This window comes from Streptacidiphilus sp. MAP5-3 (assembly GCF_041262505.1).
In the GTDB taxonomy this organism is placed as follows: Bacteria; Actinomycetota; Actinomycetes; order Streptomycetales; family Streptomycetaceae; genus Streptacidiphilus.
Genome location: NZ_JBGCCL010000032.1, coordinates 1 through 22,933, shown reverse-complemented (window position 1 = coordinate 22,933; position 22,933 = coordinate 1). Strand labels below are relative to the sequence as shown.

Below are 22,933 nucleotides of genomic sequence, written 5' to 3'. Positions count from 1 at the left end.
GTGCGTTTCCCCTCACTGGTCCTCAGATCGGCGTCCCGGTCGGAGTTCCGACCGGCGTCCGTGCCGACCGGACGTCAGCGCCCATGCTTCCATCCGTCCGCAAACGACGCGCCCAGCGTGAATCTGCGATCGCTATTCGCAGTAATAGACTGCACTGCGTCAGTGTGTTCAGTGCGTTCAGTGCGTTCGCATGGAGCCCTGGTGGCGTGGAGGAGGACAACCCGATGTCAGACAAGCCCGCACACCCCGCACGCCCTGCCGTCTGGCAACGCCCCGAACGCGGCGCCCGCGGCCCCGCGCCCGAGCGCAGCCGTCCCCAGATCACCGCCGCGGCCGTGGAGTTGGCCGACGCCGAGGGCCTCGCCGCCGTCTCGATGCGGGCCATCGCCCACCTCCTGGGCACCGGCCCGGCGTCGCTCTACCGCTACGTCGCGAGCCGCGACGACCTGCTCGACCTGATGGCCGACACGGTGGCTGGCGAGATCGACCTCTCCGCAGCGCCCACCGGCGACTGGATCGACGACCTCAGCGGACTCGCCGTCCAGTCCAAGGCCGTCTACCTGCGGCACCCCTGGATGCTCGACCTGGCCGCCCAGCGGGGCCAGGTCCTCGGCCCGCGCGCGATCGACTACCTGGACCACGCGCTGGCCGTGCTGGCCCCCGCCCCCGGCGACGGCCGCGCCAAGCTGGAAGCGATCGGCCTGGTCGGCGGCCTCGCCTCGCTCTTCGCCCGCCAGGAGCTCCTCGCCGCCTCCCCGGGCTCCGGCGCGGCCCCCGCACCGTCGGCGCAGGGCGCCTACCTGGCCTCCGTCGCAGCGGAGGGCCGCCACCCGCACCTGCTCGCCGTCCTGACGGCGGCCGGTCCGCCCCCGGTCGACAGCCCGGCCGAGCGCGACGCGCTCTTCCGCAAGATGCTGCGACGGGTGCTGCCGGGCCTGCTCAGCTGACCGGGCCCGTGCTCCGCGGCCGTCGGCATTCCGGGGTCGGTCGCGTTCCGGGGCCGGTCAGCCGGAGATCCGGCCGACCTGCTGCTTGATCAGCGCCTCCGCCGCCGCCTTGTCCGGCGTGGCAGGCGCGAAGGTGATGACGTAGACGAGCGTGCGGCCGACCCGGGCGGCCTCCTTGACCCACGCGTTGCCCTGGGAGTCCAGCGTCGGGTTGGACATGCCCATCCCGTTCACGGCGGGGTCCTGATAGCTGACCCCTGACGACGCTTCCTCCTTCCAGCTGCTGCTCAGCCCCAGGTACATGCTCTGAGCGCCGCTGTCCGTACTGAAGTCGACGAGCCAGACCTCGGCCTGGGAGCCGTCCGCGGTGAACCAACCGTGCCGGGCCGCGCCGGTGAAGCCACGGCGCTGCACGATCGGGGTCTCCTGCGCCTGGGCACTCGCCAGGTAGAAGCTGCCGATGAAGTCGCTCAGGCCGAACGCGCCGGTCTTGTTCTGGGTCCAGGGCCGGGCTCCGGAGGGGTAGGGGACCATGTCGCCCAGCAACGCCCGCGCGTCCGCAGTTCCCGCGGCCGAGCTGCCGCTCGAGGTGCCGGTCGCGTTCGCGCCCGGGGTAGACGTCGCCGCGGACGTTCCAGGTCCTCCGGACCCTCCAGACCCTCCGGACCCAAAGCTGATCACGGAGCACCCCGTCAACGAGCCCGCCAGGGCGAGCCCGGCAACGGCACGGAGAAGACGGCTGCAGTTCATGAGGCCCCCACGGACGAAGTCGGTCGATCAGCTCGATCAGGGGGTCACCATGGCCGACCGCGCGCGCCTGACCTCGGCATCCCCGTCCTTCACAACCTTTCGCAACGGAACCGAGAGCAGGCGGCGACAGTTCCGACACCTGCCCTCACCTGCCACGTCGCCCAACCCACCGTCCGGGGGTACGTTCAACCCCAACCCGGCTCGGAGCCGGAGCGGAAAGGACGGACCGCCCCATGCGCAGCCTCGACCTGCACCCCATCTTCCGCAACAACCGCGACATCGAACTGACTCTCCGTCAGTTTCTCTTCACCGCCGCGCAGTCCGGCGACCCCGTCGCCGAGATCATCCCGGGCAAAGGCTCCGGGCAACTCAAACGCCGCGTCCTGGCCTTCCTCGACCAGAAGCACATCCGCAAGCTCTACACCCGCCACGAGCCCGACCCGAAGAACCCGGGACGGATCCTCGTCCACTTCCGGGAGTGAGCGGTTGTTAGAGGCCGCCGCCGGCCGCACCAATCGAGGCCACCGCGCCCACCCGCATCCCGAAGGCCGTCGAAAAGCCCGTCCGACGCCGAAGCCATTCGACCAACCCACATGCGCCCGCCATCGCCTCATCAGACAGCAGGCCGACGCCTCGGCCGACTCCCCACGGGCACGACCGTCCGCAGCTGCCCGAACGCTCGCGCGAGAGTAGAACGCAAGATCCGCAAGCACGCACCGCATTTTGGGACTGGGGCCTCCAAGCTGAGGCTCGCCGACTTCCCCTGTTGCGTTTACTTCGTTTGTTGCGAATAATTCAGTTGGGCGACTGGAGGGAGTGCGAACCTGATGGCTACCACAGCACAGAGCCGGAAGCTGGAACCCGGTGTCATCAACACGCAGGACGCCGAGCGCGCGCTGCGCCGGGTCAACGAGTACCTCGCCTGCACCGAAGGCAGCGACGACGACATCCGAGTGCATCTTGAGGTCGGCGCACAGGACGAAGCCCTGGTGCTGCCGCGACCAGTCGCCGAGATGTTCGCCGCAATGCTGGCGGCGCTGGCGAGCGGCAAGGGCGTTCAGGTCCTGCCCGTGGACGCCGAGCTCACCACTCAGCGGGCTGCAGAGATGCTCAACGTCTCCCGGCCGTACCTCATCGGACTCCTGGAGGACGGCCAGATCCCCTACCGCCGGGTCGGACGACACCGCCGCATCCGTTTCGAGGACCTCATGAGCTACAAGCGCGTGGACGACCAACGCCGTCACGACGCAGCGAACGCCCTGGCCCAGCTCGGCCAGGAGCTGGGGCTGGACTGAGACCATGGCGTTCGTCGTTGTCTACGACTCGTGCGTGCTGTACCCAAACGTAGTACGTGACCTGCTGATTCGAGTGGCGCAAGCCGGGATGGTCCAAGCCAAGTGGACCGACTTGATCCTGGATGAGATGAGCCGGGCTCTTCACTTGCAGAGAGGAACCGCTCCCGACAGATTGGAGCGCCTTCGCCGTCTCATGAGCAACTCCATCCGTGACGTCCGAGTCATCGGATACGAACCGCTGGTGACAGCAGTCAAGTTGCCCGATCCCGACGATCGACACGTGCTCGCCGCAGCGATCAAGGCCAAGGCTCAAGTGATCCGTCACGAACAACGTGAAGGACTTCCCCGCGGGTGCCCTCGCCGAGTGGGACGTCGAGGTGCGGACGGCAGACTCATTCATCCTCGATCTGCTCGGCCTTGACGACCGGGTCGTCTACTCGTGCGTCAGCCAGATCGCGGAGTCCCGACGCAACCCTCCGGAAACCGTGGACGATGTGCTCGGCCACATGGAACGCTCCGGCCTTCGCTCCTCCGTTGCCGCACTGCGCTCCGGCCCCGGATCGGTCGCCCAGATGACCGACGAGACCGACAACTGACAGCCGGGGCCAGTTGCCCGGAATGCGTCCACAGCCCGATGCGGTTGGATGCAGGTATGGCATCACGTGCACGCGTTCGCGCCCCCGAGCTGGTCGGCAAGGGCGGCTGGCTCAACACCGGTGGGGAGGAGCTGTCGCTCCTCGACCTGCGAGGGAAGATCGTCGTACTCGACTTCTGGACCTTCTGCTGTATCAACTGCCTCCACGTCCTCGACGAGCTGCGGGAGTTGGAGGAGGCGCACCGGGACACCCTCGTCATCGTCGGGGTGCACTCGCCGAAGTTCGTGCACGAGGCCGAGCATCAGGCCGTCGTCGACGCCGTGGCGCGGTACGAGGTGGAGCACCCCGTGCTGGACGATCCCGAGCTGGCGACGTGGAAGCAGTACGCCGTGCGGGCGTGGCCGACGCTGGTGGTGATCGATCCCGAGGGGTACGTCGTCGCGCAGCACGCCGGGGAGGGGCACGCGCACGCCATCGGCGCGCTGGTCGCAGAGCTGGAGGCGGAGCACGAGGCGAAGGGGACGCTGCGGCGCGGGGACGGGCCGTACGTCGCGCCGGAGCCGGTGGCCGGGGCGTTGAAGTTCCCCGGGAAGGCCGTGCGGCTGCCCGGGGGCGGGTTCCTGGTGGCGGACTCCGGGCACCACTCGCTGGTCGAGTTCGCCGAGGACGGGGAGACCGTCGTCCGGCGGATCGGCAGCGGGGAGCGCGGCTTCACCGACGGGAAGGCGGAGGACGCGCGGTTCAGCGAGCCGCAGGGGCTCGCACTCGTCGAGGGCGCGGGCGCGGGCCGGCCCTATGACGTCGTGGTCGCGGACACCGTCAACCACGCGCTGCGCGGCGTGAACCTGGCGACCGGCGAGGTCAGCACGCTGGCCGGGACCGGGCGGCAGTGGTGGCAGAACTCCGCGACCAGCGGTCCCGCGCGCGAGGTGGATCTCTCCTCGCCGTGGGACGTCGCGTGGTTCGACGGCCGGGTGTGGATCGCGATGGCGGGCACGCACCAGCTGTGGAGCTACGACCCCGACACCGACACGGTCCAGGTCGAAGCCGGGACGACCAACGAGGGGCTGGTCGACGGCCCCGCCGCCGAGGCGTGGTTCGCGCAACCGTCCGGGCTGGCCGTGGCGGCGGACGGGCGCCGGCTCTGGGTCGCGGACTCGGAGACCTCCGCCGTGCGCTGGGTCGACGCGGGGACGCACGAGGTGCACACCGCCGTCGGCACCGGCCTGTTCGACTTCGGGCACCGGGACGGGGCCGCCGACCAGGCGCTGCTGCAGCACCCGCTCGGGGTGACCGTGCTGCCCGACGGCTCAGTCGCCGTCGCCGACACCTACAACCACGCGCTGCGCCGCTTCGACCCCCAGACAGGCCAGGTCAGCACGCTCGCGACCGACCTGCGGGAGCCGTCCGGCGCAACGGTCGCCGCGGACGGCGACCGGGCGGCTGAGATCGTGGTGATCGAGTCGGCCCGGCACCGGCTGACCCGGCTGCGGCTGCCCGAGGAGGCCGTGCGGGTCGAGGCCGCCGCGCACCGGACCCAGCGCCCGGCCACGGAGGTCGCGCCCGGCACACTCACGCTGGACGTCGTCTTCACGCCACCGACCGGCCAGAAACTGGACGAGACCTACGGCCCGGCCACCCGACTGCTCGTCAGTTCCACTCCCCCGGAGCTGATCAGCGCCGGTGCGGGCGCGGACACCGGGCTGCGCCGCGAGCTGACGCTCGACCCGGAGGTCACCGAGGGCGTGCTGCACGTCTCGGCGATGGCGGCGTCGTGCGACGCGGACCCGGCGATCGAGTTCCCGACCTGCCACGTGCACCAGCAGGACTGGGGCGTGCCGGTCAGGGTCACCGGAGCCGGGACGGCGCGCCTGGCGCTGGTGCTCGCCGGGATGGACGAGGACGAGTAGGACCAGACCCACACGCGAAGGGGCCGGGCAGTTGCCCGGCCCCTCACGCTCAGGACGGGCTCAGCTCTCCAGGAACGCCTGGAGCGCCGCCGCCAGCAGGTACGGGTCGTCCGCGCCGCAGAGCTCGCGGGCCGAGTGCATGGACAGCGCCGCGATGCCGCAGTCCACGGTCGAGATGCCCAGCCGCGCCGCCGTGATCGGGCCGATGGTGGTGCCGCACGCCACCGAGTTGTTGGAGACGAAGGTCTGCCACGGAACGCCCGCCTTCTCGCACGCGGCGGCGAACACCTGGCGGCCGATGGCGTTGGTGGCGTAGCGGTTGTTGACGTTCACCTTGAGGATCGGGCCCTTGTTGGGCATCGGGTGGTGGCCCGGCTCGTGGCGCTCGCTGTAGTTGGGGTGGACGGCGTGGCCCATGTCCGAGGAGAGGCAGACGGTCCCGGCCAGTGCTCGGGCGCGGTCCTCCACGGTGCCGCCACGGGAGAACACGATCCGCTCCAGCACGGTGCCCAGCAGCGGGCCCTGCGCGCCGGTGTCGGACTCGCTGCCGGTCTCCTCGTGGTCGAACGCGGCCAGCACCGGGATGTGGGTCAGCCCCTTGTCATCTCCCGAAACGGCCGCGGCCAGCGCGGCGGTACCGGCGTGGACGGAGAGCAGGTTGTCCAGCCGCGGTGCGGCCAGCAGCTCGCGGTCGCGGCCCAGGTAGGAGGGCGGCTGCACGTCGTGGACCATCAGGTCCCAGCCGACCACGTCGTCCGCCGCGACCTCGGCCGCCGCCGCGACGTAGCGGATCAGCGAGCCCTCGTCGACCTCGCCGAGGCCCCAGATCGGGGTGAGGTGCCGCTGCCGGTCCAGCGTCATCGAGTCGTTGACGCTGCGGTCGAGGTGGATCGCGAGCTGCGGGACGCGCAGCAGCGGCTCGTCGAGCTGGACCAGGACGACGCTGCCGTCGCGCAGCGCGAGGCGGCCGGAGAGGCCGAGGTCGCGGTCGAGCCAGGTGTTGAGCGGAACGCCGCCGTAGATCTCGACGGCGACCTGACGCCAGCCGTGGACGCCGGTGTCCGGGATCGGCTTGACGCGGAGGTTGGGCGAGTCGGTGTGCGCGCCGACGATCCGGAACGGGGTGTCCGGGGTCGCACCCTCCGGGACGTACCAGGCGACCAGCGCGCCGCCGCGGATCAGGTACCGGCCGCCGGACGCGTCGTCCCAGGCTGCGGACTCGTCGACCTGCCGGAACCCGGCCTTCTCCAACCGGGTCGCCGCGCTCGCCACCGCGTGGAAAGGGGAGGGACTGGACTGCAGGTAGGCGATGAGGTCGTCGGTGTGGCCTCGGTCGAAGCCATGGGCACCGACTGCTGCGGCGGGGGTCAAAGCTGCTCCAGAAGTGCTGGGTGCTGAGGGTTGGCGCGCTCGGGGTACGAGCAGGGCGGCGGCTCGTGGGGAGCCACCGGGCGACGTGACACGGTTTTCAGTCTCGACCTTTCGGTCTGTGGTCGAGCATAGGCCGGGAACGGGAAAGGCCCGGACCCCAAGGGTCCGGGCCTGCTCCGTGCTCGTTCCCGGCCTGTTCCGGCCGACCGCGAGGACGGTCGCGGTCAGCCGGTGATCAGCCGACGATCATTCGGTGATCAGTCGGCGAACGACCAGAGATCAACCGGCGATCAGAACGCCTCCTCCGGGAGGTCCATGATCGCGTTGTCGATGCCCTCGGCGATCTGCCGCTGGGTGTGGACGCCCGGCAGGACGTTGCGGGTGAAGAAGCGCGCAGCGGCGATCTTGCCCTGGTAGAACGGCACGTCCTTCTCGGAGGCGCCCGCCGCCAGCTTGGCCTGGGCCACCGAGGCCTGGCGCATGAGCAGCCAGCCGACGACCACGTCGCCGGAGGCGAGCAGCAGGCGGGAGGTGTTCTGGCCGACCTTGTACATGTTGCGGGTGTCCTGCTCGACCGAGCCGAGCTGGGCCAGCATGGTGCCGACGATGGCCTCCAGGTCGCCCGCCGCGGCGGCCAGCAGGTCCCGCTCGGCGGCCAGCTCCTCGCCGCCGATGCCGCCCGCGATCGACTTGACGATCTGCTCGGACAGCGCGGTCAGCGCCTGGCCCTGGTCCTTGACGATCTTCCGGAAGAAGAAGTCCTGGCCCTGGATGGCGGTGGTGCCCTCGTAGAGGGTGTCGATCTTGGCGTCCCGGATGTACTGCTCGATCGGGTACTCCTGCAGGTAGCCGGAGCCGCCGAAGGTCTGCAGCGACTGGGCCAGCTGCTCGTAGGACCGCTCCGAGCCGTAGCCCTTGACGATCGGCAGCAGCAGGTCGTTCAGGCGCTCGGCGGCGGAGGCGTCCTCGCCGCGGGCCTTGAGCAGCTGCACCTCGTCCTGGACCGACGCGGTGTAGAGGACCAGCGCGCGCATGCCCTCGGCGTAGGCCTTCTGGGTCAGCAGCGAGCGGCGCACGTCCGGGTGGTGCGTGATGGTGACGCGCGGCGCGGCCTTGTCCAGGAACTCGGCCAGGTCCGGGCCCTGCACGCGCTCCTTGGCGTACTCCAGCGCGTTCAGGTAGCCGGTGGAGAGGGTGGCGATGGCCTTGGTGCCGACCATCATCCGGGCGAACTCGATGATGCGGAACATCTGGCGGATGCCGTCGTGCCTGTCGCCCAGCAGCCAGCCCTTGGCCGGGTGCTTGGCGCCGAAGGTCATCTCGCAGGTGTTGGAAGCCTTCAGGCCCATCTTGTGCTCGACGTTGGTGGCGTAGGCGCCGTTGCGCTCACCCAGCTCGCCGGTCTCCCAGTCGAAGTCGTACTTCGGCACGATGAAGAGCGAGAGGCCCTTGGTGCCGGGGCCCGCGCCCTCGGGGCGGGCCAGCACCAGGTGGATGATGTTCTCGGACATGTCGTGCTCGCCCGAGGTGATGAAGCGCTTCACGCCCTCGATGTGCCAGCTGCCGTCGGCCTGCTGGACGGCCTTGGTGCGGCCGGCGCCGACGTCGGAGCCCGCGTCGGGCTCGGTCAGCACCATGGTGGCGCCCCAGCCCTTGTCGGCCATGAGCTTGGCGACCTTGTGCTGCTCCTCGGTGCCCTCCTCGAAGACGACGCCGGCGAACGCCGGGCCGGAGGAGTACATCCAGATGGCCGGGTTGGCGCCCAGCACCATCTCGGCGTAGGACCAGATCAGGGAGTTCGGGGTGGGCGTGCCGCCGATGGCCTCCGGGATGCCCAGACGCCACCACTCGGCGTCCATGTACGCCTGGTAGCTCTTCTTGAAGGTCTCGGGTATCGGCGCGGTGTTGGTCTCCGGGTCGAAGACCGGCGGGTTGCGGTCCGCGTCCGTGAAGGAGGCGGCCAGCTCGTTCTCGGCGAGACGGGAGATCTCGGCCAGGATCGACTTCGCCGTGTCGACATCCATGTCGGCGAACGGCCCGGTGCCGTAGACCTCGTCACGACCGAGCACCTCGAAGAGGTTGAACTCCAGGTCGCGGAGATTGGACTTGTAGTGACCCATAGTCGTGAACCCTCATACTCGATCGACGCGATCCACCGGGGAGATCCTGCAGGATCCAAGGGGGATCCGGCATCCACCAGCGCGATCTACCGACTACCAGCAAGTAGCCTCCATGATGCTACCCAAGGGTAACTTAGATCAACCCCCTTGAGCGGATCCGGAGCCGATCTCGGGCCGATATCGGGCGGGATCTGCGTCACACCCGGCGCCGAAGTCTCGCTAGCCTGGACCCGTGTACGGCTACGAGCAACCCCAGCAGGCGCCGAACCCCGGCTATCAGCAGCCCTACCCGGAGCCCACGCCGCCCTCGCTGGCGGATGCGATCCGGATGTTCACCGCGGGCGGGATGTCGGTCGAGGACTTCCAGTCGATCTTCATCACCTCCAAGGTCTACTGCCCGCGCGGCGAACGGCCCGGCTTCCTGGCCCTGCACAACACCCCGCAGCCGGTGATCCCGATGTTCAGCTCCCTCAAGGAGCTGCGGCGCTACGCCGGCAAGGACTCCAAGTACTTCACCGTGACCGGCGCGGAGGTCCTCGACCTGCTGCCGACGGGCTACGGCTTCGCGATGGACATGGAGGGGGAGCACCGGATGGTCTTCGATGCCAAGGCCGTCGAGCAGATGGTCGACTTCACCATGCGGCGGATGTACGGCTGAGGGCAGACCATCGACTGGGGCAGTAGGCCTCAGGACAACTGAACACCGGGGCGGGAATTAGTTGACGCTTCAACTTGCTTAGAGGTTCAACGTTCAACTACCTTGGACGTGTCGAGAGGCAAGAACGAGGAGGCTGCCATGCCCGCAGTGACCGTTGAGAACCCGTTGGTCCTGCCACGGGTGGGGACGCCGGACCCGGCGACGACGAACGCCCGCCCGGTCCTGACCGTGGTGACCGCACCGGAAGGCTTCGAGGGCGAGGGCTTCCCGGTCCGGCGCGCCTTCGCGAAGATCAACACCAAGTACCTGGACCCGTTCATCATGATGGACCAGATGGGCGAGGTGGAGTACGGCGCCGGCGAGCCGAAAGGCACCCCCTGGCACCCGCACCGCGGCTTCGAGACCGTCACCTACATGATCGACGGCGAGTTCGTGCACCAGGACTCCACCGGTGGTGGCGGCTACCTGAGCGGCGGCGACACCCAGTGGATGACGGCCGGCTCCGGCATCCTCCACATCGAGACCCCGCCCGAGTCGCTGGTGGCCAGCGGCGGCCTGTTCCACGGCCTCCAGCTGTGGGTGAACCTGCCCGCCTCGGACAAGATGATCACGCCGAAGTACCAGGACATCCACGGCGGCGAGGTCAAGCTGCTGACCACGCCCGACGGCGGCGCGATCCTGCGGCTGATCGCCGGCCAGCTGGACGGCCACGAGGGGCCGGGCTCGACCTTCACCCCGATCACCATGATCCACGCCACCATCAGCCCGGGCGCGCGGATCACCCTGCCGTGGCGGCAGGACTTCAACGCGCTGGCCTACGTACTCAACGGCGAGGGCACGGTCGGCGAGGAGAACCGTCCGATCCACATGGGTCAGGCGACCGTCTTCGGGGAGGGCGACGGCATCGCCATCCAGGCCTCGGCGATGCAGGAGTCCCGCTCGCCCAACATGGACGTCGTCATCCTCGGCGGCCAGCCGATCAAGGAGCCGGTGGCGCACTACGGGCCGTTCGTGATGAACAGTCACCAGGAGCTGCAGCAGGCGATCGAGGACTTCAACTCCGGCCGCTTCGGCGTCATCCCGCCGTCGCACGCGTAAGCGCGCGTAAGCGCGCGGGAGACCGATGAGCCCCGTCCACCGCATCGGTGGACGGGGCTCGGTCGTCTCTGTCAGACCCATGCACTACCGTTCACACCATTCACATTTCCTGCACATGGCAGGGCGACTGCAGCGCCGCGCCTGCGTACAGGGGGTTAGTCAGGCGTGCCCAGAAACACGCCTTTCTCTGGGGGTAGTTCTCTACATGAAGCTCCGCACCACCGTGGCCACCGCCGTGGCCACCGCCGTGGCCGCTGCCGCCGCCGTCCTCGCCCTCGGCACGGCTCCCGCCAACGCGGCCACCACCGCGCCGGCCACCCAGGCGAACACCGCGCTGAGCATCAGCGCGAGCACCACCCACGCGAGCTACAACCAGTGGGTCGAGGTCAACGCCCACCTGGGCCGCACCGCCAGCAACCGCACGGTCGAGATCGACCTGGGCGGCTCGGTCCTCAAGAAGGGCACGGTCGACCGCAACGGCAACCTGTCCGCCTGGGCCAAGCTCGCCCACGACGCCACCTTCACCGCGAAGTTCGCGGGCGACGCGCGCGACACCGCCGTCAGCCGCAGCGTGTTCGTCCAGGACGCGGCCCAGGTCTCCAGCCGGATGGTCCAGGGCGCCTACACCTCCGGCGGTTACACGTACTACCACCACACGCAGAACCCGACCATCGCCGCCGAGGTCTCGCCGAACAAGACCGGCGAGTGGGTGGAGATGCACATCCAGGTGTGGACGGGCAGCTCGTGGCAGAACGTGTCGCTCCGGACGGTCTGGTTCAAGCTGGTGTCGCCCAGCGCCGTCGCGGTCTACCTGACGGGCGTTCCGGCCAACACCACGCTCCGCGAGGCGATCACCTTCGCCGGCGACTCGACCAACTCCGCCTCCAACTGGACCTGGCAGTACGCCAAGGTCGTCAACTGAGTCACCAGGGCGACAGCCCTCAGCGCAGCCGCGCGTAGAGGACCGTGGCGTCGTCACGGCCCTTGCTGCGCGGCCAGCGGGCACACGTCGGATCCTGGCCCTCGGCCTCACGGACCCGGCGTACCACCTCGGCCGCGCCGCGTTGGTCCATCAGGCGCATCGCGTCGGGCCAGCCGCCGAGGTCGAAGCGGTCGACGAACCGGGCCGCCCCGTCGGTGAGCGCCGCGAACGCGCGGAGCTCGGCGAGCGGGGCGGAACCCGTCTCCGCGTGTTCGGCCGCACGCGGCAACGCCGCCGCGACCCACGGGCCGTGGCCCGTGTTGCGTGCGGCGCGCACCGCCAGCGCATAGCGCATGTGCAGGGAGGCGCGCTCCGGGCTGCCGTGGGTGGCCGCATGGACCTGACGCCGCAACGGCTCTCCGGCCGGGAACGGCTGGTTGTCGCCGATGACCGCGAAGCTGCCGTTCCGGTCCAGCACCAGCTGCGAGTCCCCGAGCACGAGGTACTGCAGCGCCGGCCCGTGCCCACGGGCCGCAACCACCATCGCGGCAGGGGTGTTGGGATGCGACAGGTCACACCGCGCGCCGTGCAGGGAGGCCGTCTCTGCGATGGCGTCGCTCAGACACTGCGCCATCGTCCGGTCCGGCCGGTCGACGAGCCGGGCCAGCAGGTGGACGCCGAGCCGGCGCACGTACCAGGCCGTGCCGTGCTCGCAGCCGTTCTCCATCGCCACAGGTGCGCTGCAACCGTCGAGCAGCACGAAGGCGTCGCCTGACGACGCGACAAAATCCTCGGTGGGTCGATCTCCTCGCTGCGGTTCCCCCGCTATCTCCACACGCATGCCTGCCAGTGTGCGGCGCGCCGCGCGAGGTTGGCAGGACTTTGCCGGACGATCACTCTCATTCCGGCCGGTTCGCACTCCTGTCCCGATAGGCCTCGAACTCCCCTACCGTCTCCGCCGCCAGCACCGCGTGGCCGATGGCCCGGGCAACCGCGTCCGCGCCCGCCGCGAAGAGCTCGTTGAGCGCGGCCGCCTCCGTGTGCACGGCGAAGGCGGGATCCCCCTCAGGCACCGGCAGCGGACGCGCACCGGAGGCCAGGGCGAAGACCGTGTCCCCGTCGGAGAGCAGGTGCACCGGCCGCAGGGCGCGGGCCAGGCCGTCGTGCCCGGTGCCCGCGAGTTTGGCGGCCTGCGCCTTGGTGAGGGTGACGTCGGTGGCGACGACGGCGAGGGTGGTGTTGAGCGGACGGGCGTCCGGCCCATGGGTGGGCTTCGCCCGTAGGGCCGGGAACTCGCCGGGCTCGCCGAAGCGGGCCGCGTAGAGCTCGCCTGTCGACGGCTCCACCGGCGAGCCGACGGCGTTCACCGCGACCAGCGCCGCCACCGTGGCTCCGGAGGGCAGTCGCACCGACGCCGACCCGATCCCGCCCTTGAGCCCACCGGCGACGGCTCCCGTCCCCGCGCCGACATTGCCCTGCGCAACCGGCCCGTCGTGGCAGGCGGCAGCCGCCTCCCGGCCCAACGCGGCGTCCGGGCGGGCCTTCCAGTCGCCACCGCGCCCGAGGTCGAAGAGTGCGGCAGCCGGCACCACCGGCACGACCTGCGACGCCTCCGGCCCGACCCGGAATCCGCGCCCCTGCTCCTCCAGCCACGCGACCACCCCGCCCGCCGCGTCCAGCCCGAACGCGGAGCCGCCGGTCAACGTGACCGCGTCGACGCGCTGGACGAGATTGCGCGGATCCAGCGCGTCGGTCTCCCGCGTCCCGGGCCCACCGCCGCGCACGTCCACCCCCGCGACAGCGCCACCCTCCGGCGCGAGCACGACGGTGACGCCGGTCAGCCACCCGTCACCGACGCGCTGCGCGTGCCCGACCCGGAAACCGGGGACGTCGGTGAGGGTGTTGCTCAAGGGAGGGGCGGGAGCATCATCTGTCACTCCGTCAGTCTTGCATTCCAGCCTGCCGCGGAAGGCGCAACGCTTAAGGTCAGGGCCATGGAGCTGACGCAGATACGCCTGCTGGTCACCGACTTCCCCGCCGTCTACCGGTTCTACCGGGACGTCATCGGGCTCACGCCGCAGTTCGACAACGAGAACGGTCCCTACGCCAAGCTCAGCCCCGCACGCGGCGCAGCCGCGATCGCCCTGCAGGCCGGGGACCAGATCGCGGCGCTGCTCCCGGACGTCGCGCAGGGCACCGCCACGGACGTGCGTACGCTGATCGCGCTGCGGGTCGACGATCTCGACCGGGTCGTGGCCGGGATCCGGGAGCGCGGCGGCACGGTCGAAGCCGGCCCCGCCCCGATGGGCGACCGGCTGAACGTCGCCTACGTCCGGGACCCGGAGGGCAACGTCGTCGAGCTGCAGGAGTGGCTCGCGCCGCGCTGAGCGCGGGCCTGAGTACGATGAAAACCATGGTCCCCAGAGCAGTCGACGCGGCAGTCGACGCCGCGCCTCCGGCTGACGCCACAGCCCCAGCCGCCGCACCGCCTGCCGCCACCGCGTTGGACGCCGCCGAGGCCGAGCGGGTCGCCGCGACGCTGCAGGCGTTGGCCACGCCGTCCCGGCTGCTGATCCTCTCCCGGCTGCGGCAGGGGCCCCGCACGCCGAAGGAACTGGCCGCCGACATCGGCATGGAGCAGTCGTCCTGCTCCCACCAGCTACGGCTGTTGCGCAACCTCGGGCTGGTGGCCAGGGCCCGGCAGGGCCGCTCCGTGGAGTACGCGCTCTACGACGAGCACGTCTCCGCCCTGCTGGACCAGGCCGTCTACCACGTCGCGCACCTGCGGGTCACTTCCGCAGGTTCCGAGGACTGACCGGCGGCAACCCGCGTCGGACCGCACCCGGCGCGCGGCGCATCGGCCGCATCGCCGCCCGGGACGAGTCCAGCTGCCATGGCACGCTGATCACCATCACGCCCGGCATGAACAGCAGCCGGCTCTTGAGCCAGAGCGCCGACTGGTTGTGCAGCGGCTGCTCCCACCAGTGCCCGACCACGTACTCCGGGATGAAGACGGCGACCGCGTCCCTGGGCGCGGACTGCCGCAGCGCGCGGACGTAGCCGATGACCGGCCGGGTGATCTCCCGGAACGGCGAGTCCAGCACCTTCAGCGGGATGTCGAGGTTGTACTCCTCCCACTCCCGCTCCAGCTCGACCGCCTCGTCCCGGTCGACGGAGACCGTGACCGCCTCCAGCGTGTCCGGGCGCAGCGCCTGAGCGTAGCCGAGGGCGCGGAGGGTGGCCTTGTGCAGCTTGGAGATCAGGACGACGCCGTGCACCTTGGCCGGACGGGTCCGCTCCTCGTCCGGCTCGGTCACCTCCAGCTCCTCGGCGACGGCGTCGTAGTGGCGGCGGATGGCCTTCATGTTGGCGAAGAGGAAGATCGCCGCGACCACGGCCAGCCACGCGCCCTGGGTGAACTTGGTGATCAGCACGATCACCAGCACGAGCCCGGTGACCACCGCGCCGAAGGCGTTGATCACGCGCGAACGCCTGGCCGCCGCCTTGGCGCCGGACTCGGCGGCGGGGTCGCGCAGCAACTCGTTCCAGTGCCGGACCATGCCGATCTGGGAGAGCGTGAAGGAGGTGAAGACGCCGAGGATGTAGAGGTGGATCAGGTTGGTGACGTTGGCCTTGAACGCCACCAGCAGCGCGACGTTGACCAGGGCCAGCGCCAGAATGCCGTTGGAGAAGGCGAGCCGGTCGCCCCGGGTGTGGAACTGCCGTGGCACGTAACGGTGCTGGGCCAGGATCGAGGCGAGCAGCGGGAAGCCGTTGAAGGCGGTGTTCGCCGCCAGGACCAGGACCAGCGCGGTGACCGCCTGGATGTAGTAGAAGAGCAGGCTGTGCTCACCGCCGAAGATCGCCGCCGCGAGCTGCGCGATGACGGTCTCCTGCGGCGCGCTGCTGCAGTTGGGGAAGCCGACGAGCTGACAGCCGTTGTTGGTGAGGTGGATCTTCGACGTCATCGCCAGGATGGTGATGCCGGAGAACATGACCACGGCGGTGGTGCCCATGGCCACCATGGTCTGGGCGGCGTTCTTGCTCTTGGGCTTCCGGAACGCGGGCACGCCGTTGGAGATCGCCTCGACACCCGTCAACGCGGTACAGCCGGAGGCGAAGGCGCGCAGCGCGAGCATCACCAGGGCGAAGCCGGCCAGCGTGTTCTGGTGGCCCTCGGGCGTGATCGGGTACTTGGCACTCTCCGCCACCGGGCTGTGGCCGAGCGCGATCTTGATAAAGCCGGTGACCACCATCAGCACGATGCCCGCGATGAAGAGGTAGGTCGGCGCGGCGAACGCGTTCCCGGACTCACGCACCCCGCGCAGGTTGACCGCGGCCAGCAGTGCGACGAAGAGGACCGCCATCAGGACGCGGTATCCGGCGAGGCCGTTGAACGCCGAGATGATGTTGTCCACGCCGGACGCGACGGAGACGGCGACGGTCATCACGTAGTCGACGAGCAGTGAGGCCGCGACGACGAGGCCGGCGTTGGGGCCGAGGTTGGTGGAGACGACCTCGTAGGACCCGCCGCCGCTGGGGTAGGCGTAGACGACCTGACGGTACGACATCACCACGACGGCCATCAGCACGACGACGGCGAGGCCGATCCAGGGCGTGAGGTAGAGGAAGGCGGTCCCGCCGACGGTGAGCACCAGCAGGATCTCCTGCGTGGCATAGGCCACGGAGGAGAGCGGGTCGGAGGCGAAGATGGGAAGCGCGAGGCGCTTCGGAAGGAGCGTCTCACCGAGCTCTTCGCTGCGCATGGCTCGGCCGATGACCAAGCGCTTCATCATCTGAGGGATGTTCACCACAGATCGAGACTAGGTTAAAACGGATATTTCTATTGATCTCGCCGCGCGGACGGCCCAGGTGCGGCGAGGCGACCACGCAGCATCCAGGGGCGCAGGGCTCTGACAGCGCAGCCGTATGGAGCGCGTATGGACCACGTCAAAGCGCGTTACGAGCGCATCAGGATGGCGCGGGCTCCGTCCCGTACGCGGTCAGCATGGGGACGCATTCAGACGACCCGCACCGCCCCCCGGGAGGGGAAATGTCGGCACCCGCAGCCACCGACGAGTCCGCGTCACATCCGATACCGGAGGCGGACGACGTCGCCTCCGAGGAGAGCGAGAAGCACCGGCTCTCGGCCATGGGCGGCCTCGCCGCCCTCTCGCTCGACGCGATGGCGTCCGTCGCGTACGGGCCGGAGGCCATCGTGCTGGTGCTGGCGACGGCCGGTGCGCACGGGCTCGGGTACACGCTTCCCGTCACGCTCGCGATCGCCGCGCTGCTGGCGTTCCTGACGTTCTCCTACCGGCAGGTCATCGCCGCGTTCCCGGACGGCGGTGGTGCCTACGCCGTGGCCAAGGCGCACCTCGGGCGGCGGACCGCGCTGATCGCCGCGGCGTCGCTGGTCATCGACTACGTGCTGAACGTGGCCGTCTCGGTGACCGCCGGCGTCGCCGCGCTGACGTCCGCGTTCCCCTGGCTCTACGGGGAGCGGGTGTGGATCTGCCTCGCCGTGCTGGTGCTGGTGACCGGGGTCAACCTGCGGGGGATCGCCGAGTCGGCGCGCGCGTTCATGATCCCGACCGTCGTCTTCATCGCGTCCATCCTCGGCGTGGTCGTCGTCGGTCTGCTGCGCAGCCACCCCGTGGCGCTGCTGGCCACCGGGCACGCGTCCGACGTGGCGTCGAACGCGAGCTCGGTCGGGGTGCTGCTCCTGCTCAAGGCGTTCGCGTCCGGCTGTTCCGCGCTGACCGGCGTGGAGGCGATCGCCAACGCCGTGCCGTCGTTCCGGACGCCGCGCGTCAAGCGGGCCCAGCACACCGAGATCGCGCTGGGCGCGCTGCTCGGGATCATGCTGATCGGGCTGGCGGTGCTGATCGGCCGGTTCCACCTGCAGCCGGTCGAGGGCGTGACCGTGCTGGCGCAGCTGACCGACGCGTCGTTCGGGCACGGGTTCTTCTTCTACCTGGTCCAGTTCGCCACCATGGTGCTGCTGGCGCTGGCCGCCAACACCTCCTTCGGCGGGCTGCCGGTGCTGTTGCGGCTGCTGGCCAGGGACCACCATCTGCCGCACGTCTTCGCGCTCCGCGCCGACCACCAGGTGTACCGGCACGGCGTGCTCGCGCTGGCGGGCGCGTCCGCGGTGCTGCTGGTCGCGTCGGGCGGGGACGTCGACAGCCTGGTGCCGCTCTTCGCCATCGGCGTCTTCGTCGGCTTCACCATCTGCCAGGTGGGCATGGTGCGGCACTGGTGGCTGGTGCGCTGCCCGGGGTGGAAGGGCAAGGCGCTGATCAACGGGTTCGGCGCGGTGCTGACGGCCTGCGCGACCGTGGTCGAGACGCTGACCAAGTTCACCGAGGGCGCCTGGGTCGTCGTGGTGCTGCTGCCCGCCCTGGTGCTGCTCTTCGGCGCGGTGCGGCGCGGCTACCGGAACATCGGCGACAAGCTGGAGCTGGGCGTTGTCCCGGCCGCGCCGGAGGCCCGGCACTCGCTGGTCGTGGTGCCCGTCGGCACGATGTCGCGGCTGACCCGGGAGGCGCTGTCGGCGGCGATCTCGCTCGGCGACGAGGTGGTCGCGGTGACCGTCGTCCCCGCCGAGTCCGACGCGGAGGAGCGGGCCGCGGCCGAGAACCTGCGCCGCGACTGGGAGTTGTGGCAGCCGGGCGTGCCGCTGGTCGAGATCCCCGCCGCACGGCGCGAGCTGGCCCGGCCGCTGGTCGGCTACCTGCGCACGCTGCGCGCCGAACACGCCTACGACCGCGTCACCGTGCTGGTCCCCGAGGTCGAGCCGGAGCACTGGTGGACCTGGCCGCTGCACAACCAGCGCGGGGCGCTGATCTCCCGCGCCGTGCGCCGCCGCACGGACGCGACCGTCTGCCGACTGCGTCTGCGGCTCAGTGAGCCCACCCGCTGAGGCAGCCGGTAAGGGGGCGTCAATACGGGCGGTCCCGGCGTATGGAGGCAGTCAGGGCCGCCCGGTCCATGCGCCGAACGGGTGTGCAATCGAGAGGCAGTCAGCGGACTTCCCTCGAAGACACTCGAAGAAGGCAGTGCAGGGCCATGGACACGGTGGACGAGCGGCGCGACGACCAGGGCGGCGGACGCGTCGTCGTCGGCGTCAGCGGGACGATCAGCAGCCTCGAAGCGCTGCGGGTCGGCGCCGCGGAGGCGCACCGGACCGGGCGGAGCCTGGTCACGGTGCTGGCCTGGACGCCGCCGGGCGGCGAGATCGGCTACCGACGCGCTCCCGTACCGGAGTTGCTGAAGGCCTGGGAGCAGGCCGCCGTGGACCGGCTGGAGGGCAGCTTCGACGACGCCTTCGGCGGGCTCGCGGCCATGCCGCAGCTGACCGGCGGACTGACCCGGCTGGTGGTGCGCGGTGAGCCCGGCCACGCCCTGGTGCAGTTGGCCGACCGGCCCGACGACCTGCTGGTGCTGGGCGCGGGCGAGCGCGGCTGGCCCGCACGGTGGCTGCACGGCGCGGTCTCCCGCTTCTGCGTCAAGCGGGCCGGGTGCCGGGTGCTGGCCGTGCCGCCGCCCGCGCTGCTCACCGCGCTGCCCGCCCGGCAGCGGCATCAGGTGGCGACAAGAACGCGTATGGATGCGGCCCCGATGCGTATGGAAGACGTCAAGATTGACCGGCACGACCGGCCGGCCCGGTTCTGATGAGCGGGTGTTCCAGGACTCCCCGCCCGACCTTTCGGCCGCCGCTGCGGCGCCGCTGCCGACATCGCTGCTCTTCGTCCTCGCCTTCGGCATCGCGGCCGTGGCGGCGCTGTTCGCGGGGGCGGTGACCTCACCGCGGCATGCGGTGGTGGGGCTGGTCATGGTCGGGCTGGCGTGCGCGGTGGTGACCCGGCGCGGCAGCGGGCTGCGGGCCGCGCTGGTGGTGGTCCCCGTCTTCTGGCTCTTCTACGACGGGTTCGTGGAGCACCGCGACGGAACGCTGGGCTGGGCGGGCTGGACGGACGCCTGGCGGCTGGCCGCGCTGGTCGCGATGGCTGCTCTGCCCGCGCTGGTCCGCGCGGCGGTGGGGCTGTGGACGGCGCGGTCCCGGTTCCGGCGGGCCTCGCTGGAATCGTTCGAGCCGGAGATGCCGAGCCGACGCCACCCCTCCGCCTGGAACTGACCGGACTCGACCGGACATAACCGGACTGGCTGACACACCAGGGAAACTCCGCGTCCCGGAAATTCCTTTGTCAGGGCGTCGGCCAAGGTATGTGATGGTCCGCCATGAGTGGATTCGCAGATCCGTCCTTCTTCGGTGACCACTACGCCCACGAGTACGACGCACGACACCCCCTCGACCCCACCCCCGCCGTCGACTTCCTCGCCGACCTCGTCCCGCCCGGCTCCCGCGTCCTGGAACTGGCCATCGGCACCGGCCGCGTGGCAATCCCGCTGGCCGCACGCGGCTTGGCGGTGGAGGGCGTCGAGGGCTCCGCCGCGATGGTGGAACACCTGCACGCCAAGCCGGGCGGCGCCGCGATTCCGGCCGCCGTCGGCGACATGGCCGACGCCGCCGACGCGGTGAAAGGCCCGTTCCCGCTCGCCCACCTCGTCTACAACACCCTGTTCAACCTGCCCACCCAGGAACGGCAGCTCGACTGCTTCCGCGATGTCGCCCAACTCCTGGAGCCCGGCGGCCTGTTCGTCATCGAGTGCTACGTGCAGGACGTCAGCGAGTTCGACCGCGGCCAGCGCACCCAGACGCGGGCGATCAGCGAGGACTCGGTCTTCCTCGACGTCCAGCTGCACGACCCGGTCGAGCAGGCCGTCACCTACCAGCGGATCACCATCGACGCCGACGGCCGCACCACGCTCCGTCCGCTGCGCATGCGCTACTGCTGGCCGAGCGAGCTGGACCTGATGGCCCGCCTCGCCGGGCTGCGGCTGCGCGAGCGCCACGAGACGTGGCAGCGCACGCCGCTCACCGCCGCCAGCCGCAACCACGTCTCCGTCTACGAGAAGCCGCAGGCCTCGGCCTGAGCTCACGGCTCGAAGCGGTAGCCCATCCCCGGTTCGGTGAGCAGGTGCCGGGGGTGGGCCGGGTCCGGCTCCAACTTGCGGCGCAGGCCCGCGAAGTAGACGCGCAGGTAGTTGGTCTTGTCGTCCCGTCCCGGCCCCCAGACGCGCTGGAGGATGGTGCGGCCGGTGACCAGCCGTCCCGGGTTCTGGACCAGGACGGAGAGGATCCGCCACTCGGTCGGCGTCAGCCGGACCGGCGTGCCGTCGCCGCTCGCCGGGCGGACCACGCAGCTGTTCAGGTCGATCAGGTAGTCGCCCAGCCGGACCGGCGCGGTGACCAGGTCCTCGCTGGTCGGGCGGCGCAGCGCGGCACGCAGCCGGGCGAGCAGCTCGTTCATGGCGAAGGGCTTGGTGACGTAGTCGTCCGCGCCCGCGTCCAGCGCGCTGACCTTCTCGGCGGAGTCCGCGCGGCCGGACAGCACGATCACCGGGACCGCGCTCCAGGCGCGCAGCGCGTGGATGACCTGGATGCCGTCGATCTCCGGCAGGCCGAGGTCGAGGATGATCGCGTCCGGCGGGTTGCGGGTCGCCTCCGTCAGCGCGCGGCGGCCGTCGGTCGCGGTGGCGACCGTGTAGCGGCGGGCCTGGAGGTTGATCTGCAGGGCCTTCAGCATCTGTGGCTCGTCGTCGACGACGAGGACTCGGGTCATGCCGACAGTTCCCCCTCTGCGTCGTAGTGCGGTTCGGATTCCAGCTCAGGGTGGAGCTCAAGGTCGTCATGCTCGTGCTCGGCGGTGTCCGCCGGGACGGAGAGGACCATGGTCAGGCCGCCTCCGGGGGTGTCCTCGGGGGTCAGCGTGCCGCCCATGGCCTCGGTCAGGCCGCGGGCCAGCGCCAGGCCGAGGCCCACGCCGGTCTCGTTGTCGTTGTCGCCGAGGCGCTGGAACGGCTGGAAGATCCGGTCCCGGTCCTCCTCGGGCAGGCCGACGCCGCGGTCGACGACGCGCAGTTCGACCCGCTCGCCCAGGGTGCTGGCGCTGAGCAGCACCGGCTTGCCGTCGGCGTGCCGCAGGGCGTTGGCGACCAGGTTGGCCACCACGCGTTCCAGCAGCGGGCCGTCGACGACGACGGCCGGGGTCTCGGTCAGGCCCTGGGTGTCGACCTCGACGTCGGTCATGGAGGTGAGCGAGTCCAGCGCCAGCGACACCACGTCCTCCAGCGGCGTCGGGTGCAGCTGGAGCGAGAGCGCGCCGGCCTGGAGGCGGCTCATGTCGAGCAGGTTCTCCACCAGTCGGGTCAGCTTCTCCAGCGAGATCTCGGCGGTGGCCAGCAGCTCCTGCTGGTCCTCGGGCGTGAACTCGACGTCGTCGCTGCGCAGCGAGGAGACCGACGCGAGCGCGACGGCCAGCGGTGTGCGCAGGTCGTGGCTGACGGCGGCGAGCAGCGCGGTGCGGAGCCGGTCGGCGGCCTTGACGGGCTCGACCTCGGCCGCAGCCTCCGCCAGCCGGGTCCGTTCGAGGGCGACGGCGACGTGCGCGGCGAAGGCCGCGAGGACGCGGCGGTCGGAGGCGGGCAGCGGACGGCCGCGCAGCACCAGCGAGGCGCCGACGCCGACCGGGACCGCCTCCGCGCCCGGCATGGCGGCCAACTCGTCCGGCTCGACGACGCGTTCGACCAGCTCGACGCTGTCCATGGCGAAGGTCTCGCGCAGCCGGTCGAGCAGTGCGGGCACCGCCTGGTCGCCGCGCAGCACGCTTCCGGCCAGGCCGGAGAGCGTCTCGGCCTCGGCCGTGGCACGGGCGGCGCGGCCGGAGAGTTTGGTCGCGGTGTCGACGATCCCGGCGACCACCAGGCCGACCAGCGCGAAGACGAAGAGGGCCAGCACGTTGTTGGGCTCGGCGATGGTGAACGTGTGGATCGGCGGGATGAAGTAGTAGTTGAGCAGCAGTGACGCCGTCAGCGACGCGACCAGGGCGGAGACCAGACCGCCGAGGCAGGAGATGCCCACCACCACTGCCAGGAAGAGCAGGGTGTCGCTGGTCAGGTTGATGGCGTGGCGGGTGTGGCAGAGGATCAGGGTCAGCAGCGGAGGCAGCACCAGCCCGCAGGCGATCCCCGCCCAGCGGCGGGCAGTCGAGCGTCCGCCGCGTCGTCCCGGGGCGGTCGGCATGTGGCGTCCGCGCCCGGCCTCCTCGTGGGTGACCATGTGGACGTCGATGTCGCCGGAGAGTTCGACGGTGGTCTCGCCGATGCCGCGTCCGGCGGTGAGTGCGCGGCGGAGCGGGCC

Annotated in this window: 23 protein-coding genes; 15 read left to right on the top strand and 8 right to left on the bottom strand. The window is 70.7% G+C overall.

What is annotated here, in order from left to right:
• The first annotated feature begins 224 nt into the window (after positions 1–224).
• Positions 225–947 (top strand): TetR/AcrR family transcriptional regulator, encoded by a 723-nt coding sequence (locus ABH928_RS31245; protein ID WP_370072025.1) that lies wholly within the window; start codon positions 225–227, stop codon positions 945–947.
• Between the two features lie 57 nt (positions 948–1,004).
• Here ABH928_RS31245 and ABH928_RS31240 read toward each other — a convergent pair whose 3' ends face one another.
• On the bottom strand, positions 1,005–1,481 hold the full coding sequence (locus tag ABH928_RS31240; RefSeq protein WP_370072024.1) for a hypothetical protein: 477 nt from the start codon (positions 1,479–1,481) through the stop codon (positions 1,005–1,007).
• Positions 1,482–1,930: 449 nt separating this feature from the next.
• Here ABH928_RS31240 and ABH928_RS31235 point away from each other — a divergent pair, with 449 nt between their 5' ends.
• The 5 genes from ABH928_RS31235 (at position 1,931) to ABH928_RS31215 (ending at position 5,498) form a co-directional block, all read left to right on the top strand.
• Positions 1,931–2,179, top strand: a complete 249-nt coding sequence (locus tag ABH928_RS31235; protein WP_370072023.1) for a Smr/MutS family protein — start codon at positions 1,931–1,933, stop codon at positions 2,177–2,179.
• Positions 2,180–2,524: 345 nt separating this feature from the next.
• On the top strand, positions 2,525–2,992 hold the full coding sequence (locus ABH928_RS31230; protein ID WP_370072022.1) for an excisionase family DNA-binding protein: 468 nt from the start codon (positions 2,525–2,527) through the stop codon (positions 2,990–2,992).
• Between the two features lie 4 nt (positions 2,993–2,996).
• On the top strand, positions 2,997–3,413 hold the full coding sequence (locus ABH928_RS31225) for a PIN domain-containing protein (RefSeq protein WP_370072020.1): 417 nt from the start codon (positions 2,997–2,999) through the stop codon (positions 3,411–3,413).
• A complete protein-coding gene (locus ABH928_RS31220; protein WP_370072078.1) occupies positions 3,325–3,588 on the top strand; it encodes a hypothetical protein in 264 nt (87 codons plus the stop codon). Before ABH928_RS31225 ends, ABH928_RS31220 begins: the two co-directional genes overlap by 89 nt.
• Positions 3,589–3,644: 56 nt before the next feature.
• Positions 3,645–5,498 carry an NHL domain-containing thioredoxin family protein gene (locus tag ABH928_RS31215; RefSeq protein ID WP_370072018.1) on the top strand — a complete coding sequence of 618 codons (1,854 nt, stop codon included), beginning with the start codon at positions 3,645–3,647 and terminating at the stop codon, positions 5,496–5,498.
• Between the two features lie 60 nt (positions 5,499–5,558).
• On the opposite strand, the gene ABH928_RS31210 is transcribed toward ABH928_RS31215, so the two are convergent.
• Both ABH928_RS31210 and ABH928_RS31205 read right to left on the bottom strand, forming a co-directional pair.
• Positions 5,559–6,869 carry a M18 family aminopeptidase gene (locus ABH928_RS31210; RefSeq protein WP_370072017.1) on the bottom strand — a complete coding sequence of 437 codons (1,311 nt, stop codon included), beginning with the start codon at positions 6,867–6,869 and terminating at the stop codon, positions 5,559–5,561.
• Between the two features lie 290 nt (positions 6,870–7,159).
• Positions 7,160–8,989, bottom strand: a complete 1,830-nt coding sequence (locus ABH928_RS31205) for an acyl-CoA dehydrogenase (RefSeq protein ID WP_370072016.1) — start codon at positions 8,987–8,989, stop codon at positions 7,160–7,162.
• A gap of 232 nt (positions 8,990–9,221) precedes the next feature.
• Here ABH928_RS31205 and ABH928_RS31200 point away from each other — a divergent pair, with 232 nt between their 5' ends.
• From ABH928_RS31200 to ABH928_RS31190, 3 genes are all read left to right on the top strand, one after another.
• Entirely contained in the window at positions 9,222–9,647 is a 426-nt protein-coding gene (locus ABH928_RS31200; protein WP_370072015.1) for an SseB family protein, read from the top strand.
• Between the two features lie 138 nt (positions 9,648–9,785).
• A complete protein-coding gene (locus tag ABH928_RS31195; protein ID WP_370072014.1) occupies positions 9,786–10,745 on the top strand; it encodes a pirin family protein in 960 nt (319 codons plus the stop codon).
• Positions 10,746–10,950: 205 nt separating this feature from the next.
• Positions 10,951–11,667 carry a hypothetical protein gene (locus ABH928_RS31190; RefSeq protein WP_370072013.1) on the top strand — a complete coding sequence of 239 codons (717 nt, stop codon included), beginning with the start codon at positions 10,951–10,953 and terminating at the stop codon, positions 11,665–11,667.
• A gap of 19 nt (positions 11,668–11,686) precedes the next feature.
• On the opposite strand, the gene ABH928_RS31185 is transcribed toward ABH928_RS31190, so the two are convergent.
• Together ABH928_RS31185 and ABH928_RS31180 are read right to left on the bottom strand one after the other, a co-directional pair.
• Entirely contained in the window at positions 11,687–12,508 is an 822-nt protein-coding gene (locus ABH928_RS31185; RefSeq protein ID WP_370072011.1) for an integrase, read from the bottom strand.
• A 58-nt stretch (positions 12,509–12,566) separates the two neighbouring features.
• Positions 12,567–13,577: a P1 family peptidase gene (locus ABH928_RS31180; RefSeq protein WP_370072010.1), complete on the bottom strand. Its 1,011-nt coding sequence runs from the start codon at positions 13,575–13,577 to the stop codon at positions 12,567–12,569.
• An 84-nt stretch (positions 13,578–13,661) separates the two neighbouring features.
• Here ABH928_RS31180 and ABH928_RS31175 point away from each other — a divergent pair, with 84 nt between their 5' ends.
• Both ABH928_RS31175 and ABH928_RS31170 read left to right on the top strand, forming a co-directional pair.
• On the top strand, positions 13,662–14,054 hold the full coding sequence (locus tag ABH928_RS31175; RefSeq protein WP_370072009.1) for a VOC family protein: 393 nt from the start codon (positions 13,662–13,664) through the stop codon (positions 14,052–14,054).
• A gap of 26 nt (positions 14,055–14,080) precedes the next feature.
• A complete protein-coding gene (locus ABH928_RS31170; protein ID WP_370072008.1) occupies positions 14,081–14,482 on the top strand; it encodes an ArsR/SmtB family transcription factor in 402 nt (133 codons plus the stop codon).
• Here ABH928_RS31170 and ABH928_RS31165 read toward each other — a convergent pair.
• Positions 14,457–16,463, bottom strand: a complete 2,007-nt coding sequence (locus ABH928_RS31165; RefSeq protein ID WP_370072007.1) for an APC family permease — start codon at positions 16,461–16,463, stop codon at positions 14,457–14,459. The two genes, ABH928_RS31170 and ABH928_RS31165, sit on opposite strands and share 26 nt — an antisense overlap.
• Before the next feature lie 257 nt (positions 16,464–16,720).
• On the opposite strand from ABH928_RS31165, the gene ABH928_RS31160 reads away from it, so the two are divergent.
• The 4 genes from ABH928_RS31160 to ABH928_RS31145 all read left to right on the top strand — a co-directional run bounded on the left by ABH928_RS31160 (position 16,721) and on the right by ABH928_RS31145 (position 20,667).
• The gene (locus ABH928_RS31160; RefSeq protein WP_370072006.1) at positions 16,721–18,592 is read left to right on the top strand and encodes an APC family permease; all 1,872 of its coding nucleotides are present in this window, start codon (positions 16,721–16,723) and stop codon (positions 18,590–18,592) included.
• Positions 18,593–18,738: 146 nt separating this feature from the next.
• A complete protein-coding gene (locus tag ABH928_RS31155; protein WP_370072005.1) occupies positions 18,739–19,344 on the top strand; it encodes a universal stress protein in 606 nt (201 codons plus the stop codon).
• Positions 19,345–19,351: 7 nt separating this feature from the next.
• The gene (locus tag ABH928_RS31150) at positions 19,352–19,807 is read left to right on the top strand and encodes a hypothetical protein (RefSeq protein ID WP_370072004.1); all 456 of its coding nucleotides are present in this window, start codon (positions 19,352–19,354) and stop codon (positions 19,805–19,807) included.
• Between the two features lie 104 nt (positions 19,808–19,911).
• Positions 19,912–20,667, top strand: a complete 756-nt coding sequence (locus ABH928_RS31145; RefSeq protein WP_370072003.1) for a class I SAM-dependent methyltransferase — start codon at positions 19,912–19,914, stop codon at positions 20,665–20,667.
• A gap of 2 nt (positions 20,668–20,669) precedes the next feature.
• Here ABH928_RS31145 and ABH928_RS31140 read toward each other — a convergent pair whose 3' ends face one another.
• Both ABH928_RS31140 and ABH928_RS31135 read right to left on the bottom strand, forming a co-directional pair.
• Complete coding sequence (locus tag ABH928_RS31140) at positions 20,670–21,356, bottom strand: response regulator (protein ID WP_370072002.1); 687 nt, start codon at positions 21,354–21,356, stop codon at positions 20,670–20,672.
• On the bottom strand, positions 21,353–22,933 hold a 1,581-nt coding region (locus ABH928_RS31135; RefSeq protein WP_370072001.1), incomplete at its 5' end, for an ATP-binding protein. The genes ABH928_RS31140 and ABH928_RS31135, both read right to left, overlap by 4 nt.

Coding starts and splice junctions, on each gene's coding strand:
- ABH928_RS31245 (WP_370072025.1), top strand. CDS start 225: ATGTCAGACAAGCCCGCACACCCCGCACGCCCTGCCGTCTGGCAACGC.
- ABH928_RS31240 (WP_370072024.1), bottom strand. CDS start 1,481: ATGGTCCCCTACCCCTCCGGAGCCCGGCCCTGGACCCAGAACAAGACC.
- ABH928_RS31235 (WP_370072023.1), top strand. CDS start 1,931: ATGCGCAGCCTCGACCTGCACCCCATCTTCCGCAACAACCGCGACATC.
- ABH928_RS31230 (WP_370072022.1), top strand. CDS start 2,525: ATGGCTACCACAGCACAGAGCCGGAAGCTGGAACCCGGTGTCATCAAC.
- ABH928_RS31225 (WP_370072020.1), top strand. CDS start 2,997: ATGGCGTTCGTCGTTGTCTACGACTCGTGCGTGCTGTACCCAAACGTA.
- ABH928_RS31215 (WP_370072018.1), top strand. CDS start 3,645: ATGGCATCACGTGCACGCGTTCGCGCCCCCGAGCTGGTCGGCAAGGGC.
- ABH928_RS31205 (WP_370072016.1), bottom strand. CDS start 8,989: ATGGGTCACTACAAGTCCAATCTCCGCGACCTGGAGTTCAACCTCTTC.
- ABH928_RS31195 (WP_370072014.1), top strand. CDS start 9,786: ATGCCCGCAGTGACCGTTGAGAACCCGTTGGTCCTGCCACGGGTGGGG.
- ABH928_RS31190 (WP_370072013.1), top strand. CDS start 10,951: ATGAAGCTCCGCACCACCGTGGCCACCGCCGTGGCCACCGCCGTGGCC.
- ABH928_RS31185 (WP_370072011.1), bottom strand. CDS start 12,508: ATGCGTGTGGAGATAGCGGGGGAACCGCAGCGAGGAGATCGACCCACC.
- ABH928_RS31175 (WP_370072009.1), top strand. CDS start 13,662: ATGGAGCTGACGCAGATACGCCTGCTGGTCACCGACTTCCCCGCCGTC.
- ABH928_RS31170 (WP_370072008.1), top strand. CDS start 14,081: ATGGTCCCCAGAGCAGTCGACGCGGCAGTCGACGCCGCGCCTCCGGCT.
- ABH928_RS31165 (WP_370072007.1), bottom strand. CDS start 16,463: ATGATGAAGCGCTTGGTCATCGGCCGAGCCATGCGCAGCGAAGAGCTC.
- ABH928_RS31160 (WP_370072006.1), top strand. CDS start 16,721: ATGTCGGCACCCGCAGCCACCGACGAGTCCGCGTCACATCCGATACCG.
- ABH928_RS31155 (WP_370072005.1), top strand. CDS start 18,739: ATGGACACGGTGGACGAGCGGCGCGACGACCAGGGCGGCGGACGCGTC.
- ABH928_RS31145 (WP_370072003.1), top strand. CDS start 19,912: ATGAGTGGATTCGCAGATCCGTCCTTCTTCGGTGACCACTACGCCCAC.
- ABH928_RS31140 (WP_370072002.1), bottom strand. CDS start 21,356: ATGACCCGAGTCCTCGTCGTCGACGACGAGCCACAGATGCTGAAGGCC.